The sequence below is a fragment of the Paludibacter propionicigenes WB4 genome, assembly GCF_000183135.1.
Classification (GTDB): domain Bacteria; phylum Bacteroidota; class Bacteroidia; order Bacteroidales; family Paludibacteraceae; genus Paludibacter; species Paludibacter propionicigenes.
This window is the reverse complement of sequence record NC_014734.1, coordinates 2828131-2847995: the sequence shown is the minus strand read 5'-3', so window position 1 is coordinate 2847995 and position 19865 is coordinate 2828131. Positions and strand designations below refer to the sequence as shown.

General features: G+C 34.2%; 11 protein-coding genes and 1 pseudogene. All 12 read right to left on the bottom strand.

The annotated features are described in order from the left end of the window. Positions 1–14: 14 nt before the first annotated feature. On the bottom strand, positions 15–590 hold the full coding sequence (locus PALPR_RS11695; protein WP_013445846.1) for an adenylate kinase: 576 nt from the start codon (positions 588–590) through the stop codon (positions 15–17). A gap of 69 nt (positions 591–659) precedes the next feature. Then, positions 660–1199 (bottom strand): hypoxanthine phosphoribosyltransferase, encoded by a 540-nt coding sequence (hpt, locus tag PALPR_RS11690; RefSeq protein WP_013445845.1) that lies wholly within the window; start codon positions 1197–1199, stop codon positions 660–662. A gap of 367 nt (positions 1200–1566) precedes the next feature. Further along, positions 1567–2934 carry a SusD/RagB family nutrient-binding outer membrane lipoprotein gene (locus PALPR_RS11685; protein ID WP_013445844.1) on the bottom strand — a complete coding sequence of 456 codons (1368 nt, stop codon included), beginning with the start codon at positions 2932–2934 and terminating at the stop codon, positions 1567–1569. A gap of 18 nt (positions 2935–2952) precedes the next feature. Continuing rightward, complete coding sequence (locus PALPR_RS11680) at positions 2953–6201, bottom strand: SusC/RagA family TonB-linked outer membrane protein (RefSeq protein ID WP_013445843.1); 3249 nt, start codon at positions 6199–6201, stop codon at positions 2953–2955. 613 nt (positions 6202–6814) lie between these two features. Next, positions 6815–7219: pseudogene (locus tag PALPR_RS16195) on the bottom strand (transposase); the annotation flags it as partial. Between the two features lie 609 nt (positions 7220–7828). After that, positions 7829–9307, bottom strand: coding sequence for a RagB/SusD family nutrient uptake outer membrane protein (locus PALPR_RS11675; RefSeq protein WP_013445842.1), 1479 nt, complete (start codon positions 9305–9307; stop codon positions 7829–7831). 11 nt (positions 9308–9318) lie between these two features. Continuing rightward, on the bottom strand, positions 9319–12474 hold the full coding sequence (locus PALPR_RS11670) for a SusC/RagA family TonB-linked outer membrane protein (RefSeq protein WP_013445841.1): 3156 nt from the start codon (positions 12472–12474) through the stop codon (positions 9319–9321). Positions 12475–13421: 947 nt separating this feature from the next. Beyond that, positions 13422–14798: an undecaprenyl-phosphate glucose phosphotransferase gene (locus PALPR_RS11665; protein WP_013445838.1), complete on the bottom strand. Its 1377-nt coding sequence runs from the start codon at positions 14796–14798 to the stop codon at positions 13422–13424. A 56-nt stretch (positions 14799–14854) separates the two neighbouring features. Then, on the bottom strand, positions 14855–15565 hold the full coding sequence (locus tag PALPR_RS11660) for a WecB/TagA/CpsF family glycosyltransferase (RefSeq protein WP_419185430.1): 711 nt from the start codon (positions 15563–15565) through the stop codon (positions 14855–14857). A gap of 98 nt (positions 15566–15663) precedes the next feature. After that, entirely contained in the window at positions 15664–17874 is a 2211-nt protein-coding gene (locus tag PALPR_RS16015) for a glycosyltransferase family 4 protein (protein WP_013445836.1), read from the bottom strand. A gap of 22 nt (positions 17875–17896) precedes the next feature. Then, positions 17897–18640: a polysaccharide deacetylase family protein gene (locus PALPR_RS11645; protein WP_013445835.1), complete on the bottom strand. Its 744-nt coding sequence runs from the start codon at positions 18638–18640 to the stop codon at positions 17897–17899. An 87-nt stretch (positions 18641–18727) separates the two neighbouring features. Then, the gene (locus PALPR_RS11640; RefSeq protein ID WP_013445834.1) at positions 18728–19846 is read right to left on the bottom strand and encodes a glycosyltransferase; all 1119 of its coding nucleotides are present in this window, start codon (positions 19844–19846) and stop codon (positions 18728–18730) included. Positions 19847–19865: the final 19 nt, after the last annotated feature.

Genomic DNA, 19865 nt, shown 5'->3' with positions numbered 1-19865 from the left:
TTTAGTCAGAAAAATTATTTCTTTGAATCCAGAATAGAAGCTATACGTCCGAAGATTTCTTCTACAGAACCCATACCGTCAACGGCTGCATATTTGCCCAGTTTTTTATAGAAATCACTTACAGGAGCTGTTTGCAGTTCATATACTTCTAAACGTTTCTGGATTGTTTCCAGATTATCATCGCTTCTTCCTGAAGTTTGTCCTCTTTTTAAAAGACGATCTATTAATTCATCTTTTTCTACACTTAAATCAAGTAAAGTACTGATTTCCTTGCCACTGTTACTCAACATGGTTTGTAAAGCCTCAGCCTGCGCTACTGTTCTCGGAAATCCATCCAAAATCATACCATTGATATCATTATCAAAAGCTTCAATATTCTTCGACAGGATATTGATAATCATTTCATCCGGCACCAAATTCCCTTTCGAGATATAACTTTCAGCAGTTATTCCCAATTCGCTTTTTTCAGCAATTTCTTTACGCAGTAAATCACCGGTAGAAAGGTGTTTAAGATTGTATTTACCTACAATCAAATCACTTTGTGTGCCTTTTCCGCAACCCGGCGCACCACAAATAATAATGTTGAGCATTTCTTTATCTTTAATATATTAACTAAAACAAACTGCAATGATACCTAAACATTACAGTTCATGGAATTTTCATTCAGAAACCACTGTGTAAATATCCTTCAAATTACGACCATACCCGTCGTAATCCAATCCATATCCGACTATAAAATCGTTCGGAATTTGCATTGCCACATAATCAATCTTTATATCCCGTTGCAAAGCATCTGGTTTTTGTAAGAAAGTAGCAACTCTTATATCATTGGCACCTTTAGCTCTGAGCGAACTCAGAATACGCTCCATAGTAACGCCTGTATCCACAATATCTTCAACCACCACCACGTTACGTCCTACCACACTCTCATTTAAACCGATTATCTCTTTCACCGAACCACTGGAATATAGCCCCTCATACGACGACAACTTAACAAAAGTAATCTCACACGGAATACTTACATTTTTCATCAAATCACCGGCAAACATAAATGCACCATTCAAAACGCAGATAAATAATGGATTTTTTTCTGCAATATCATGGTTGATAGCTTCCGCTACTTTACGAACCGCTGCTTGAATTTCTACCTCTGGGATAGATAGTGAAAACTTTTTGTCTTTAATTTGTATCGTGTTCATGTGAAATCCGGAAATTTAGAGAATTGTTTTTTAGTTTATTTCTATTTGAAAATGCTATCTAGCAATAGTTTAAAAATATTACGGCAATATCATTAAAAGTTTTGCAAAAGTACAAAAAAACATCCGTTCCCGAAAGATACTGTTTCAGGTTATTGCAATATGAAGATTAGATTATTAAAAGATTTAAGCACCGTTTTTAGTCATGTCATATGAAAACACCTGACCAAATGCACTTACAACGGAGAAGTAAAAATAAGAACCTATAAAATGACCAACCGTATCAAGGCTAGCCTTGATACGGTTGGATAAATTATCTATTTTTTTAGAATAAACCTGTAACGGTTATTTAGTAGTAGTCTATCTTCCGTTATTGTTTATCCCACCAAACACGGCTTGTTATTGTAAGCCCTGCGTAAGGTTTAAAATTATCAAAATTATACAATCTTTCATCCTGAGCATAAGGTAGTCTGCGAGGAATTTCTGTAGTAACAGCACCTGTAGCAAGAGCTAGTGTTGGAAATCCTGTTCTTCTCCAATCTGTGAAAGATTCAATCTGCAAGAATGAACTCAAATACTTTTGATTCATTATTTTTTCTAATGAAATAGTTCCAGCAGTAATAGAATTCGCTGCAAACCAAACTGCATCATACACACCTTCACGATCCAATGATGCCTTTAAGCCTTCATTGTAAGCTGTAACAGCACGTGGAATATCATTAGTCTGGAAACTTGCTTCTGCTTCAATGAATTTAATCTCAGCATAAGATATTAAATAAACAGAACTTGCTGACGATGCATAATTTGCCCCTACTTTAGATGCACTTGAGTTTGACTGACCGGCAGCAGAACCTACATTACCAGCAAAATAGACAGCTCTACGCGGATCATTTACAGAGTTCAACATATTCAAATATGTAGTATTAGCACCGATATAATGTGCACGCTCCGATTGAAATTGAAAAATTGGATTTGAATTGTTGTAAGCCTCACCAAACACAAATTTTAAATCATCATCATTACTTTTATAAGCATTTGCGATAGCTTTTAAAGCATCCGTATACGCAGATGTACCTTTTTGCTTTACTAAGTGTAGGCTATATCTTGCTTTCAACGCATAAGCAGTTTTAGTCCACTTTGTTAAATCACCACCGTAAATTAAGTCTTCTGTTCCGGGTTCATAAGCACTTGAAGCAGCACTTAAATCAGCGATAGCATCATTTAATAAAGAAAAAATGGTAGTATAAATTGCTTCTTGTGTATCATACTTGGATTTTGTTTGTCCTGTTGCACCTTTGAACGCATCCGAATATGGTATATCACCAAAAAGATCAGTTGTCACTCCTAAATGATATGCCATTAAAACTTTAGCAATACCACCATAATGAGGCGATTTAGTGCTTACAGCTTTTTCCATAAGCAACTTGGTATTAATCATGCCTGGTGAATAAAGATTATAACTCCACGCATTTTCTGTATCTGCCTCACTGATATTATAAATATCAATATCTGCTGACTGACTCTGTAGTCCTGCAATTTGTTGCATCCAACTACAAGTAAATCTGGGTAACTCTCCACCTACAATATAAGCTAAGTTAGCCTCTATGGGTGCAACAAGCTGCGCCATAGCAACATCTGTTGGATTATTTGGGTCATCATTAAGAGAGGAGTCAATCCAGGTCGAACACGAGCTTAATAGCACCGTAAACGACAATATAGAAATAATTTTTATTTTCATAATAAATAATTTTTATAATTATAAATCAAGTTTCAACCCAAATACAAAAGACTTTGTGTTTGGCATATTAAAATAGTCAAGCCCTTGAGCATTAGTCGCACCCATAAGATTGGTTTCAGGATCAATACCATCATAAGGAGTAGACAACCATAAATTACGACCAGTAGCATAAATCTTTAAACTCTTCATGAAAGGAGCATTAAGAACTCTTCCAAGTTCATACGAAATTGTGATTTCACGTAGACGCACCCAATCTGTTTTTTCTACAAATTGCTCTTGTGCAGGACTTGCACCTCCACCAATATTTTTATAATAATACTCTGAATAAGTTGTTTGAATATTATTAGTAACACCTGCGGAAACAACAGTACCATCATTAGCAACATGACCCATAACTCCATCGAATACAACTGCCTGACCTCTGTTTTCGGTAACCTGAGCAGTTCCAAAACCTACAAGACGACCTTTTGTTCCATTCCACATAAGTCCACCATGTTTTATATCAAAAAGGAACGATAATCCAACGCCTTTATAAGAGATATCATTATTAATTCCAAGTGTCCATTTTGGTGCAACACTTCCTAAAGATTTCATAGTATTATCTTTAATCGGAAGTCCATATGCAGGATTTGGCTTGTTTGGCTTGCCGGCTTCGCCGGGAATTTCAGCAACATCATTTATAATAACTTTACCCTGAGCATCTTTATAAAAACCGGTACTATAAATACTTCCATAAGGTTCACCTGCTACAACATTAACAGTGATACCCGTAAATCCACCTAATTCGATATTGTCAACACCTGGAGCCAACGATAATACTTTATTGTTATTCTTAGTGAAGTTAGCCGTAAGAGTCCAATTCAAATCTTTAGTTTTAACAGGGACAACACTTGCCATAATTTCAATACCTTTATTTTCCATTGTAGCAGCATTCATATAAATTGATTTATAGCCGCTTGTACCACTAATTGGAACCGGAATTAACAAATCTTTATTTTGATTATTGTAATAAGTAATGTCAAAATTTACTCTGCTATCGAAGAGTTTAAGTTCAAGACCAATTTCTCTGGACAAAAGAGTTTCCGGTTTAAGTTTAGGATTTCCAAGGCTGTTAGATATATTAAATCCGGCAACGCCATTCATTGGGAACGAAACACCAGAAGCCCAACCATCACTCACTGTAGCTGAAGTGTAGACATTTTGAATACTATAAGCTGATGGAGCATTTGCAATCTGAGCATATGAAGCTCTGATTTTTCCGTAATTAATGATTCCATTAGTTTTCAATGCAGGTAATTCAGTAAAAATGAACCCTAAACTAGCTGATGGATAAAAGAAATTATTATCCGCTACAGGTAAAGTTGTAGACCATTCATTTCTTCCTGTCAAACCTAAATACAGCATATTTTTATATGAAAATTGTACATCTGCATAAAACGCAGCAGTTCTGTATTCTAGCGTAGATTCACGAACAAACTGCGAAGTTGTATTTGACATATGATAAAAGTCAGGAACTACAAAACCATCACCTTCAGCAAAAAATTGCTGATAATAACTTTGATACATGTTTTGACCTATCGTTATATTCGCATTAAAATCAGCAAATAGTTCCTTATTAAAGTTGATTGTCAAATCAGAATTTATATTATTGCTATAATGATTGTCTACTTGTTGTTGTCCGTCTGGTGCGTTTGCAGAATATATTGCATAATGACCTTTACGTCTGTCACTATATAAGTCATCACCAATCTTATATGCCACAGTAAGAGAACTGATTGGTTTATATACAAACGACAGGTTTCCTATCAAACGATCCACCTGATCTGAAAAAGTATTCTGGTTAACTGTCCAATATGGATTGTCATAACCTGCATAAGCACGCTGTGTACCATCTTCGTACATATATGAATCAGAATATTTATATCCATCTTTGCCATGTCCATTTCCATTATCAAAAGAAGTTGCCCCTCTGAACAGACCCAACATAACACCCGAGGTATTTGATCCTTGTTGAACTCTATCACCCCCTGAACGAACATAATTTAAAGATCCTGAAGCAGTAAATTTCGAACCAAATTTAGTTTGACCTGACAATTTAATTGACGTTTTAGCAAATGTATTTTTGGGAATGATACCCTTTGTAGTTATATTACCAATAGACATATAGTAATTACTAATTTTATCTCCTCCGGATAATGCTAGTGTATTATTTACTGTTGTGCCGGTTTGAAAGAAATTACCCACATTATCATAAGCATTCGCCACCAGATTAGCTTTAGCGGCAGGATTAGTAGCAAGTACCAGATTTCCATTTACGTCACGAGTAGAATTTGTTGCTCCGTCGTAACGCATATCTGATAACTTTGGACCAAATGAATAAGGAGTGCTGGTAGAATAGCTACCATTTACACCTTGTGCATACATAGTCTGAGTCGCTGGTAATTGACTTACCTTATCTATAGCAAGCGAAGTTGAAAAACTCACATTTGTTTTTCCACTACTGTTACTTCCCTTTTTTGTTGTAATAAGTACAACTCCATTACCTGCTTTCATACCATATAAAGCTGTAGCAGCACCACCTTTTAATACCGAAACAGTTTCAATATCATCGGGGTTAATATCAATAGCCCGGTTGGAGTAGTTAACACCAGCTGTTAAGTTGTTTTTACCATCATCAGGATTACCAGAATAATCCATAGAGTTATCAATTGGAATACCATCAACAACAAACAGAGGTTGGTTATTACCTGTAATTGAATTCTGACCACGAATTGTAATAAATGAAGCAGCACCTGCCACACCAGCCGAACTAGTGATGTTAACACCAGCCATCTTACCAGTCATTGCTGATAAAACATTTCCGGTTTCAGCATTATTTATTGCATCCCCTTTTACATCCTGAACAGCATAACCTAGAGACTTTCTATCTTTTGAGATGCCTAAAGCTGTTACAACAACTTCATCAATCATCTTAGAATCTGGTTCAAGCTTAACAAGCAAATTATTTTTTGCTTCAACCTGTATTGTTTTCATGCCTACATACGAAATAACAAGAGTCTTTTCATTTTCATGCAAAGTGATTCTAAAATTTCCATCTGTATCAGTAACAGTACCCAGAGCGGTTCCATTTACTCTTACAGTTGCTCCAATAATAGGTTGCCCATCATCTGCGGAAAAGACTTTTCCCGAAATAGATTTTGATTGAGCATTAACCAAACCCACACTTACCAAAAACAGGCAAGTCAATAAGAACGTTAGTTTTCTCATAAATTTAACATTTTGTTTATTAATCTTCTTTAATTTGCGTTTCTTCCTGTAACCTCTTTTAAACAGTTTGCAAAAATAAAGTATTAATGATTAAAAAACAAGTGTTTTTGATGACAAATAGAAAAAATATACAGAATTTTTGTGTCAATATGTAGGTAAAAGTATATTTTCGACATCGAAAAACACACAATGAAACACATTTTTATCTTTTAACTGTTTTATACACGCTTGTATTACAGCCATATAACTCACGCTATTGCGTCGATTAAAATGTAAAACAAAAAAATGTAAATGAAACAAAAATAAACACCTTAAAGCGAAAAATTCTTTCAATAAAAAGAACTTTAACATTTTAAGCACGCAAAAAACAGCAAATTTAAAGCAAAACCACATAAAAAAAACATGAAATCATACAAAATGTTTCAATTTTAAACCATCAACAAACAAAAAGGAATTATTCAGACAAACAGTTTATATACATAAGAATAAATTTTAAAAGAGCAGTCAGCGTCAAATTCAACTCCGACAAACAACAACTTATCTACATAAAAAATCTTATGATAACAGTATTCTCTAAAGTCTACCCTAAAAAATCAACATTGATTGTTGGTTTTTATGCAAAAAACTGTACACAAAATAAACCCGTAAACAAGTTTGTAATAGAATTAGCAAATGAGTGATATCTGATACGTTTAATTTTGCATATATATTTCGATTCATCATTGACAGACTCGATGACAGCACCTTTTCTAAGGATTAGTCTATATTTCAATGGAATTTCGCCTCTTTTTATACAGTTTCTCATTTGGGTTATCAGTTGAACAACATCAACAAAAAGGTATTCATGAAGTTATTCTGATATGTAACCTCTGTCACCAAACAGCTGGACAAAGACGATCTTTGTAAATCCCATTGAATAAAGTAGTTGCCTGTCATCTATATTCCCTTGGATAATAACAAAGTTTTGTATTCCTCCTTTGTCATTAATGATAACATGTGATTTGAATCCGAAAAACCAACCTAAGCTTCCATAAAACTAATACCTATTGTTTTCACCCATGCGACACATTTTCAAGAATTCATGTGTTTACAAACATAGAAGAAATTAAAATGCTTTAAATTGCGATAAGCACCTGAATGAAATGAAACTATAATAGTCATAAATTTTCTCAGAAACTGCTACTTAGTCTAGTTTCGACTTAAATTATTATCGTTATCTTCTTTTAAAAGGTATTTTAAAGGTTTTATCAAATTACTCTATGAATTCATCATTTAAATAATAAATTTTTGTAACCTTGTTAATTATCGACAAATGGCAAAATTATAGTTATCTATCTGTTTTTAGAAGTGTAGATATAATTACTTTCTTGTCTTATGCTAATTTTTTCAACTTTCTTATATTGAACTCGCATTAAATTAGGCTGAATTCTCACAGTTGAATATTTAAAAATCTTTGATTGCAAATATATTTGGAACAATTAATCAATTCAAAATAAGCGTAAAAAACGAAATAACATTCGAAGCACGTTACTTCGTAAAACAATTTAAAAACAGAAACAGTTGCAAGGCATACCTTGCAACTGTTTCTGTTTTTAAATTCTACAAATAAAACTACATGAAAATAGTCCTATAGTTCATTTTGCACCATCACTGGATTTGTATCCATTTCTTTCTGAGGGATCAACCATTGCCATAGCTTATCTCCAACAGGTACAGTAGCTACATTCATTTGAGCAACTACATGGTTAGCACCCGTACGATCAAGAGGCAAGTTTAATCGTTTCAAATCAAGAAATCTAAAACCCTCACCCCATAGTTCTACACGACGCTGAACCATAATTTCATCGATCAAAGTCTGACCAGTACTAGTAGATTTTACATACGAAGGATTTCGATTTACAACTAGCGTATACAAAGCATCCTGAGCTTTCCCATCTTGACCCGCACGCGCATAAGCCTCAGCCTCTATCAAGTACATTTCAGCAGCACGCATCATTACCACATCACCAACACTGGACGTATAATCAACAACAGCAAACTTAGTATTCATATAATTATATCTAGTAAAGGAAGCTGTAGGAAGAACAACTTCTTTAACTGTACCTGTTTTTTCTGTTGGATGCCAAAGACCTTTTCGAACATCAGTTGCCGAAATTTTAGCATACAGCAGAGAGTTAATACATTTAGGGCAAGTTCTGACAGCACCTGCATTAAAATTATAAGACATAAAGGCAAAATAACTATAGAAATAAATTGTTTGATCTGCAGACATAATAGACCCCCAAATCCACTCAGGATTTGTAGCACTATTGAATCCCGCTTTATATTCTGCATTCGACATTAAACTATATCCCGAACGAGCCGCAGCGGCAGCAGTTGCAGCAGCAATCCAATTTCCCTGTGTAAGTAAAACACGAGCCTTAATCCCATTAGCAACATTAGCATTAAAATGCGATTTATTAGCACGTTCAGCAGTTCCAGCAAAAAGAACAATTGCATCATCAAGATCTTTGTTTACTTGAGCATACACTTCTTCAACAGTAGCTCTTGGCTGAGGCACTGTTGAAGACTTTAACATCAATGGAACGCCTAATTGAGTATTCGCAGCTCCAGGAACATAGCGTTTTGCATACAATTGAACCAAAAAGAAATGCGCCCAAGCACGGTAAGTCAATGCTTCAGCCTTAACACGATCCTTATCTTTTTGAACACCTGCAATTCCATCAATACCATTAATAACTATATTGGCATTATTTATCACCTGATACATAAAATCGTACGGGTAAAAATCCCATAGAGCATTAACATTCCGATGCACCGTCCATCTATAAACAGAATTAGAATACCATTGATTTATAGGAAAAACCAAGTCTTCCCCCATAGCATCCATAGCTATCATCATACCGGCATATCCGCCCATATCTTGGCTACTTTCCCATTGTTGATAAAGCATACGGTGAATACCGTTGATTGAAGCTTCCGCATTTCCTACAGAAGCCAGAATAGAACTTGAAGAAACCGAAGTCGTCGGAGTTGTTTCCAGAAAACTTTCCTCGCAAGAAGAAAGTAACCCCAATATTAGAGCTATAAGTGTTATTTTTTTCATATTACGTATTTTTAAAATGTAATGTTGATGCCAAGTGAAACAATTTTAGACGGATTGTAAACATTTGAGGTAGTTCCGGCAAACGATTCCGATACATTCATCCCTTTTCGCTTGGAAAGAATAAACAAGTTTTCGGCCGACACAAATATTCTACCATCGGTAGCCTCAATTGTGCGCATCCAATTGGCAGGAAAACTGTATCCAAAAGTTAAGTTTTTAAACATTAAATAATCTCTAGAGATTAGAAACCGATCACTATTCGCATTAAAATTAGTCGCTTGTCCTGCATCCATTCGTGGTACATTGGTAATATCACCTACATTCTGCCATCTATTCAAAATATCCGTATGTTTTGGACCATAGGCTGAAGACACCATCAACGATTGATAGTTTGTATCATAAATTTTACCTCCTAGAGAGTAAGTGAACATAAAGGAAAGATCAAAATGCTTATATTTCAAAGTATTGGTAAATGCTCCCTGCACTTTAGGTAATGAAGAACCAGAATAACCATAGCGCGCATTATTTACATTTGTAGTCAGAGTATCAACTCCAATTACAACCCGATTAGTTGTGGTTACTTTATCTTGTGCATAATACAATGCCGAACCATCAGCTTGATTTACGCCATACCATTGACGCAACCAAAAATCATACATAGAATGTCCCTCAGAGAGCTTCTTTGTACCTGAAATAATTTCTTTCGAGGTGCCATCAATATTTTTAGGCATCTTAGTTATTTCGTTCTTATTTGTAGAGGCTGTCAAGTCAATCGTCCAAACAAGATCTTTAGTCTTAACAGGATCCACTGACACCATAACTTCAAAACCACGATTATACATAGTTCCAATATTACTCCAGATACTTGATACACCGCCTGAAACAGGAAGTGGTACAGAAAACAGAAGGTTCGTAGACTGGCGATTATAAAATTCAAAAGAACCTCTCAAGCGATTAAATAAACCATATTCAATCGCAACATCGAATTGAGCATTTTTTTCCCAAGACAAATCCTTATTTTCTAAAGAACTTAACCAGAAACCAGCCTCAGTACCATTATTTTGAATGTTATAGAGCCCTTGATATGGAAAATAATCTTCACTACCCGAACTCGTCAACAAAGATTCATTACCATTCTGACCATATGAGCTCCGTAATTTCAAGGAGTTAACAAAGCCAAATTGATTCATGAATTTTTCTTGATCTATTCGCCACGAGGCACCAACGCCCCAGAAAGTTCCCCAACGATTTTCTTTTGCAAATTTAGAAGAGGCACTACGATTAACATTGGCTGATAAATAATACTTATTATTAAAATTGTACTCGAAATTTCCTAGATACGACTCTGTCCTTTTCTCCGAAGTGTAACTATAAACATCATTGGTCGTAGTAAAATTATACAATTCAAAATTACCATCAGCTATCAAACCTTGGCGCATGGCATATAAATCCTGATAAGTATATTTGTAACTTTCATGTATCGCTTTTACAGCAAAGCTATGTAGTCCAAACGATTTTTCATACGCCAATACTTGATTCAAATTCCAAGTTTTGCTGTCTGAAAAGTCTCTTTGACCACGACCAGAAGGAGCACCATCACCAACTAAAGTATTCTCATAAACAGATTCTTTATAGTCCGAGAAATCTCCTGCACCATTCAAAGTAAGTTTAAAATCCTTCAAAAAACTCAACTCAGCAAATGCTCTAACACCTATTGCCTGACGAACATAACTGTTATTATTCCATTCTGTTTCAGCAATCACATGGCGACCCGCGTTAGTTGCACGGCTCGAGGTGTAATCATATTGTTTTTGACCAAACGCATCGAGTATATAGTCACCACTAGTTGGATCGTGCAAATAGATTGGATAAATAGGAGCCATACTACGAGCAAAGTTAAACGGATTCACGTAGGCTGAATTATCATCCGAACTTGTTCTTGCAAATTTCGAATTAGAACGAGATCCATTAATACTGACACCAGTTCTTAAATAACTTGTTACATTCGATTCCACATTTGCGCGAGCATTAAACCGTTCAAAATCAGAATTTATAACATATCCCTTTTCATTTAGATACCCCACAGAGAAAAAATATTGTGTCTTATCATTACCTCCTGATATGTTCATTCCGTAATCTTGACGAATTCCGGTACGCTCAATTGCATCAAACCAATTACAATCATTTCCATATTTTAATTTAGCCGCCGAATTCAACACTCCATCTGTTGAAAATATTTCTGTATTCCCAACGGTGTAGGGATTCATATACAAAGCACCTGAAATTAAGTTATCAGAAGCATATTGACCAGCAGCAGTTGCAGTCATAGCAACTCCGGTAGTTGGATATATTTTGCTATTACGAAGAGTCTCCCAAGACAATTTCATATAATCGTCTACGCCAACTGTTCTCTGCTCTGGCAACCCTCTAGAAACAACTCCTGTAGTAGCCTTAAACTGCACACGAGCCTTATCTTTTTTACCCTTTTTTGTTGTCAACACTACTATACCATTGGCAGCCTTAGCCCCGTAAAGAGCAGTAGAAGCAGCATCTTTCAAAATCGTCATACTTTCAATATCATCTGAACTTATATTAGAAATAGCTCCCTCATAAGGAACACCATCTACAATATAAAGAGGAGTATTGGAAGCATTCACTGAACCAAAACCACGAACACGCACATTGATTCCAGAGCCTGGCTGACCACTATTGCCTGACACTGATACACCTGCAGTACTTCCTTCAAGAGCAGCCGTCACATTAGACATTGATCTATCTGCAATTTTAGCTGCTGAAACTACACTGGCTGATCCAGTAAATGAACTTTTCTTTGCCGTTCCATAAGCAACTACCAAAACCTCATCTATTATTTTTGAATCAGGATGAAGTATAACTGTCATACCATTTACAGCTTGAACTTCAGTCTTAGTCATACCAACGTACGAAACGATTAAAATTTTTGCATCTCCCTGCAAACTAATTTTAAATTCGCCATCTACATTGGTAATTGTACCTACAGTGGTACCCTTTACCTTTATATTAGCTCCAATAATTGGCTGCCCGTCATCCGCGGAAAGAACTTTTCCGGAAATTGATTTTGATTGAGCATTAACCAAACCTACACCTACCAAAAACAGGCAAGTCAATAAGAACGTTAGTTTTCTCATAAATTTAACATTTTGTTTATTAATCTTCTTTAATTTACGTTTTTTGTTGTAACCTCATTTAAACAGTTTGCAAAAATAAAGTATTAATAATTAAAAAACAAGTATTTTTGATGATAAATAGAAAAAATATACAGAATTTTTGTGTCAATATGTAGGCAAGTATATAATTTCAGTATCAAAAAACAGCCAATGAAACATATTTTCATTCTTTTTACTTTTACTTATTCAATTAGTTTTCATGGTATTACACAAATTAAGCGTATGAAGAAAAATGTAAAACAAAAAAATGTAAATGAATCAAAAATATTTTTTTTAAAATAAAATATTCCTTTCTTAAACGGAACTTTAACGTTTTAAATACGCAAAAAACGAGGAAAGAAGAGCAAAAACACATAAAAAAAACAGGAATAAATACAAAATGTTTCAGTTTTCAACTAACGACAAACAAAAGGGAAATACCTCTTTCTCAAATCCAATATGTCAAAACACACTTGAAGGTAATAATTGGGAATTATGAATTTAATAAAACCAAAAAAAACTCATAGGAAATACTTTCTCTGAGTTTGAAATATAGAACTATTCAAGACATATAACTGGCACTTAATATTTAAGAGGTATTTCTATATAGCTTTTTCCCTACAATAGTTAATACTACAATTTTTAAATTCCACCAAAATGTCCGGTTATTCAAATAAGCCATGTTATATTCTACACGCTTTTCCATCTTCCATAATTCATCTGTCTCTCCTCTGTATCAATTTACCTTAACCCAGCCTTTAATTTCGAGTTTCACATCATGACGAACACCACAAATCCATTTATATTAATCCTTTAATAAAAAATATAAAAGTGGAGATTTGAATGATTAAAACAGACTCACACTAACATCAAATAAAAAAACCTTCAACAAAGATTGTCAAAGGTTTTTAAAATGAACTAGCTTAAAACTAAAGTGCGTTTTTATATGCACTTTTACCAAAAATAGTCAGAAATATAATTCTTAGATCCCAGCCAAATGTCCAATTCTCGAGGTATTTCATATCGTATTCTACACGCTTTTGCATCTTCCATAACTCATCGGTCTCACCTCTATACCCATTCACTTGAGCCCAACCTGTAATTCCCGGTTTAACATAATGCCTAACTCTATAATAATCAATGAGCTCTGAATATTGGTCGGTATGCTTTATCATGTGTGGTCGTGGCCCCACAATAGACATTTGACCTATGAGTACATTCAGAAATTGTGGAAATTCGTCCAAATTCGATTTCCTCAAGAATCTTCCTATTCGGGTAATTCTACCATCTCCTTTTGTAGCTTGCTTTTCATCGGCATCATTGCTCATGCGCATACTTCTGAACTTAAGGCAAGTAAAGGTTTTATTATTTATTCCGGTACGCTTTTGACGAAAGAAAACAGGGCCTTTTGAACTTAATTTAATTAATATAGCGAGAACAGGAAACAGCCAACTAATGACGAAAATCAAGACTAAAATAGAAAAACAAAAGTCAAATACTCTTTTAAAAAAACGGGATTTTAGATCATCAAGCGGTATTTCCTGCGGATTGAATACAACTAGAGAGCCTATAGACTCCATATTCATTTTGGTTCGAAACCAGTATTGGTTTTCAGGAACAAATCTTAATCTTACCCCTATTTTATTGCAAATAGCCAGTAATTCCTTAGTTTTCTTTAAATCATTATATGCTGAATTTGTTACGAAAAGAAAATCAACTTCATTCTCCCTTACAAGCGTTGCCAATTTGTCTATAGAACCCAGTATACTATTATCATCTTCATGTTTATCTTCTACAAAACCAACAAATTCATAGCCAAGCATTGGATTATTCGTCAAAAGATTGCGTAGAAATGTGCTCATATCATTTAATCCAATAATAAGCACTCTATGAACATAAAATCCTTTAGATCGGCTCAATCTGAGGTATCCATACAAAAAGTAGTAGAATACCAACTCTCCGATATAAAAAAGGACAGTATAAATAACAATGAATAATACAGAATAATTTGGAGGTAAGAAAAGTTGCGCAATAATAAATAATACAACAATGAATACGAGTAATCGATTCGTAATTCGTCGTACTCGGTTTAAGAAATTATCATGTAAATATAAATTCTTTCTGGTGAGTGCAGAATATGCTATTACAGCCGACATATTAGCATGTAATAAATATAAGCTTATATCATGAATATTCAATCCTTTCAGTAATGGCGTTACTGATATAATGATTGCAATGGCAACATTTAAAATAATCAGATCAAAAAACAGATATAAGAAACTCAGTTCGGTTTCATTTGACTCCATAGAATTAACTTGTAAAACAATTATAAAATAAGAATCCTGAGTCTGGAATAAAACATTTATGACTTCAATTTTTCAATCAATATATATCCCAAAAACTTTGTATTTCCAATCAAATATCTCCTCCAAAGACGACGAGGCTCCTTGATTAATCGATATAACCACTCAACTCCAAGCTGTATCATCCACTTTGGAGCACGCTGAATTGTGCCAGCGTAAAAGTCAAATACGGCCCCAATACAACACACATGCCCAACCTGCATTTGATTAAAATGCTGAAAAGCCCATTTCTCCTGTTTTGGAGCAGTCATTCCAACAAAAAGCACATCGGGATTAATAGTATTTATTGCATCTATCATTTGCTCATTATCCTCATCGCTAAATTCAGCTTTATATGGAGGAGAAAAACTAAAAACCTGCACATTAGGGTATTCTATAGCTGCTCTTTTTTGTATTTTCTCTAAAGTATCTTCGGTACTTCCAAGAAAAAAACATTTGCCTCCCTTAGCGTTTGCACGCTCCATTTCATAAAAAAACAAATCAGCTCCGGCAATTTTCTGAATTTTCAAACCATTCAAAAGCCTCATAGCCCACACAACACTTATTCCATCAGGCAACAAAACATCACTGCACAATAGAGCCTTGTTGAAATCATCATCCTTTCTCGCCGTATTAAACGAATGTGCATTAAGCGTGTTTATTAGAACTTTTGGATGATCTATTGATTTTAATGGATGATTGAACAAAGTATATTCTTGTAACATAAATATCTCTTAAATAGCTTGATTAATCAGTTATTTAATTTCATAACAAAATTATAGCTTTTAATGTTGTATAGAAAAGTTCTTTTAAGCTTTAGGTGTGGCTGCTATTTCAGCACATCTTCAATAATCGATTGCAAATGATGCTCAAATTTTATTTGCGTAAAGTCCGATTCATATTTCTTCCTACCAGCCTCACCTAGCTTTGCACGCAGTTGAGGGTTACTGATTAAAGTTTCAATTTTATCAGCTAATGCGTAAATATCCCGTTGAGGAACTAAGAATCCGGTGAAACTATCCTCAACAATGTCAGGAATACCGCCTTCGAAAGTGGAAATTACAGGTAAAGAGTAACTCATAGCCTCTAAAAGAACTAATGGAAAGCATTCATTAGAGTAGAAAGTTGGAAAAACAAAAATATCAGCATCAATAAAGTACTCTCTTTTATCAGCGCCATATTTCCGACCGGCATAAGTAACATTGTTAGTCAGTTCAAGGGCTCTCACTTTTTCATTAAAATGGAAGGTATCAATATTTCCTTCTGCACCTACAAAAATGCAATTAAAATTTAGACCTCTATTTTTCAACGAAGAACAAGCTTCCAATAATACTGTGACACCCTTTGAATCAATCAAATTAGACAGAAACAATATATTAACAATATTATTAGCTTGAAAATTCTTTGGTTCAGCTAAACCTTCGTCAGTTATACCATTCGGACAGATATGAATTTTAGAAATAGGAACAAAAGACGCAATATCCTGATACAAATGCTTTGATAACAAAATTACATCTGCATTTTTAAATACAAACGAGTACAATAACCTGTATCTCTTTTTTGTTTGAAATTTCAAAACTCCTTTATTATGGAGATGATAAACTCTCTTTATCCTCAAAAATCTCAAAACAGCGATAAGAATAAAGTCTTTAAAAAAAGCAGTTCCGGACACTGTAAGTGCTAAGTAAACTAGTTTTGGTCTTTTTACTACAACTCGAAATAAAAAAACACACCAAATCAACATAAATCTAAACACTTTAAGCGAAGTTGCCCTACCAGTCTCATTCAATGATCTTGATACCAACATATTTATATAGTTGCAGCTAAAAGAACTGTTGATAAGAGTACTGTCAAATATCATTTTACCAACAATGGACGATCCATGCACAGGAGGAGGCATGTGGAGTATAAAAAGGACTTTTTCTTTGGGTTTGGGCTTTATTTTTTTTTCACTACCTATGTGAAGAAGAATATTTGTTAGTTTGTTTTCAAAAGTGCTTAACGTAAATTGTTTCTCATATTTAATCCTCCCCGCATTTCCCATTTGTATTCTCAACTCAGGGTTTTTAATTAAAACCTCCAGTTTTTCAGCTAAAGCCTCAGCATTTTTAGGAGGCACCAGAAATCCTGTTACTCCATCTTCAATGATATCAGGTATTCCTCCTTCAGAAGTAGATACAATAGGCAAACAAGATTGCATCGCCTCCAAATTCACTAATCCAAAACACTCAAAAAAAGTAGGAAAAGCAAATATATCAGCCTGTTTAAACAACTCAAATTTCTCTTGTCCGAATTTTTTGCCTAAATAATGAACTTCAGCTGAAAGTTGCTTTTTGTTTACCAGATAATTAAATTGACCTTCGCAAATATCACCTTCAGCTCCCACAAAATTGCACTCAAAATGTATTCCCTTTTGTTGTAGAATTGAACATGCTTCCAAAAGTATAAAAAGTCCTTTTGACTCTAATAAATTTGAAAGAAACAAAATCTTAGGCACTTCATTTTGTTCTACTGTCCGATTTATTGGTTTATCAAAAACCTCGTCAATTCCATTCGGGCATATATGCACTTTCGCAAGAGGAACAAAAGACTCTACATCAGCGTACAAATGCGACGAAAGCAAAATAACGTCTGCTTCTTTAAAAACAAATTTATAGGCTAGACGATAAATCCATTTAGATTCATTCTGTTTAACTCCTTTATTGTGAAGATGAAACACATGTCGGATACGCAAAATCCTCAACAACAAAACTAACAATACATCTTTCAGAAACGCCGAACCATATACTGTGAGTGCCAGGTAACATACATCCGGTCTATTACACAATATTTCACGTATAAAATTTAACCAAATGCCAATAAACCGGAATACTTTTTTCGGACTGGATTTCCCAGTTTCATTAAGTTTCCTGGAAACAAGCAAATTTACATATCGACACTTAAATGTATCATTAATTAACTTTGAATCTCTAATCGACTGGCCTATGACAGATGAACCATGTACCGGTGGAGGATAATGTAATATAAATAAAATTTTCATATACAGGGGATAAAATTAGATATCAGGATTGCTCTTTATTCAAAAAATTCCAACACTCCGTGTTGTTCATATAAGATATTCCTTCATGAAAAGCCAGAATTTTCATAACTTCTTCTAGCTCTGTCCAGAGTCCGTATTTTTCTATTTCCCAAGAATGTCCCCATAAATGAAAAACTCCACCATTTAGCAATAATTTTCTCAACATATCTTCGGCTAAAACTCTGAATTTGTTATGATTCTTATAAAACAAACAATAATCCAAAATCGGCAATAAGTATAGATTTTTCAAACAATGCCTTATTAAAACCGCATTGTTATGGTTGTAAGCCTGCATTCCTGTGTGCATTAATTGCTGAGAAGTATCAATTGAAGTATGAAGCAATTTTGTAGTTCTTCCAAATAAAAACCCAGCGTCTTTTACTATTTGAATATCCCGCTGAGAGTATTTTCCTCCGGGATAACAAAATGCATAAATCGTTTTTCCTAACCTTTCTTCCAGCATTGCTTTACAAGCAGAAACTTCATATTGAGCGGTTACCAGATCGACTGTATTAAGAAAAGTGTGATTTACGGTATGTCCTCCAATCTCATGACTTTTAGAAATTTCTACCAACATGGCTGAATTCATCACCTCGCGCTGAGGATTATTGATTGGAACATAAAAGGTACCGCCAAGTTTGTATTTTTCTAGCAACTCAGCAATTCTAATATCCAATGCAAACCCATCATCCCAACTAGTAGTTATTATTATTTTCTTATTTTCCATAACTTTTTCAAAGAATTATTTATCAAAGAATAAAGCCTGAGGAATTGTCTAACACAAATTCATCAAGGATTATATTGAATTTAAATTTTAACTAAGCTTATTCCATTCCTTGACAAAATTTTGTTGATGATTAAACATTAAAGTTGGCTTATTCTCAAGGTTAATGTCAGCAACAACATTAATTAGATTCAAAAATCGGTTCAAATCATGAATCGTTTCACTTTCATCCAAGGGATCAAATATCATCCCTGTTTCAGATTGGATTAAAACAGAAGCCCCTGCATATTTTGAACAAAAAACTTTTGTGCCAAAAATTAATGACTCATTTACAACTGCTCCAAAAGGTTCATAAGTGCTTGGTAAAACTAAACCTGATGCACATAAATACCAAGCATAAAGTTCCGTCCCCTCATATCTTCCAGGCAATAATACTTTATCTTCCAATTTTTTGTCTTTTAGAAAGACTTCAATATTTCCTTTTTCTTCTCCATCTCCGACTAAAACAAATGCAATATTCTCTTGTTCATGGAGGATTGCTTTTATAGTATCGATAAATCTTGTAAGACCTTTTACCGGAACAAATCGCCCAACAAACAATAAAACTTTTTTTCCTTTCAGATGATATTTCTGCGTATATTCATTAGCTATACACTCTAACTCTTTCCGCTTTTTTCTGAGTCTTTCAGTATCTTGCAATAAAGGATTAATAATGACCTGATTTTCTTTAAGGTTAAATTTGTTTTGATAAAATTGTGAGACTTCTTTTGAAAGCACTATTAAGTAATCTAAACGTCTGACAGAAATATGACGCGCAAAAAAACGGATTCTCGATTGGACATTATGGCAAATATCTATATTGTCATCGATTATTGAGCCTATGCTTTGATGTATTAACCCTAATTTTTTCAACAAAAGCAGATATTGAGTTGTAAATGAATATTCATAACCAATAATAATATCCGGATTGATCTTTCTAATAGTACTTAAGATGCCGAAACGGAATACTCTTTCCTTGTAATGAAGTCCTTTTAATAAAAATGAACTCTTAAATTTCAACAAAGGAAGCAACTTGCTTTGATCAAATTTATCATACCGCAGATTACGAAAAAGGAATACAACATGTAAATCATACAGTTGACTTAAATCATTAAATTGGTCAACCATATATGGAGCTAAGGCAGGATGAATAATTAATATCTTTTTCATAATTATTATCTTATTGATA

Bases quoted from the DNA above. Each gene is read 5' to 3' on its own strand.
- PALPR_RS11665 (WP_013445838.1), bottom strand. From the start codon at position 14,798: ATGGAGTCAAATGAAACCGAACTGAGTTTCTTATATCTGTTTTTTGAT.
- PALPR_RS11685 (WP_013445844.1), bottom strand. From the start codon at position 2,934: ATGAAAATAAAAATTATTTCTATATTGTCGTTTACGGTGCTATTAAGC.
- PALPR_RS11680 (WP_013445843.1), bottom strand. From the start codon at position 6,201: ATGAGAAAACTAACGTTCTTATTGACTTGCCTGTTTTTGGTAAGTGTG.
- PALPR_RS11640 (WP_013445834.1), bottom strand. From the start codon at position 19,846: ATGAAAAAGATATTAATTATTCATCCTGCCTTAGCTCCATATATGGTT.
- PALPR_RS16015 (WP_013445836.1), bottom strand. From the start codon at position 17,874: ATGAAAATTTTATTTATATTACATTATCCTCCACCGGTACATGGTTCA.
- hpt (WP_013445845.1), bottom strand. From the start codon at position 1,199: ATGAACACGATACAAATTAAAGACAAAAAGTTTTCACTATCTATCCCA.
- PALPR_RS11675 (WP_013445842.1), bottom strand. From the start codon at position 9,307: ATGAAAAAAATAACACTTATAGCTCTAATATTGGGGTTACTTTCTTCT.
- PALPR_RS11695 (WP_013445846.1), bottom strand. From the start codon at position 590: ATGCTCAACATTATTATTTGTGGTGCGCCGGGTTGCGGAAAAGGCACA.
- PALPR_RS11645 (WP_013445835.1), bottom strand. From the start codon at position 18,640: ATGGAAAATAAGAAAATAATAATAACTACTAGTTGGGATGATGGGTTT.
- PALPR_RS11670 (WP_013445841.1), bottom strand. From the start codon at position 12,474: ATGAGAAAACTAACGTTCTTATTGACTTGCCTGTTTTTGGTAGGTGTA.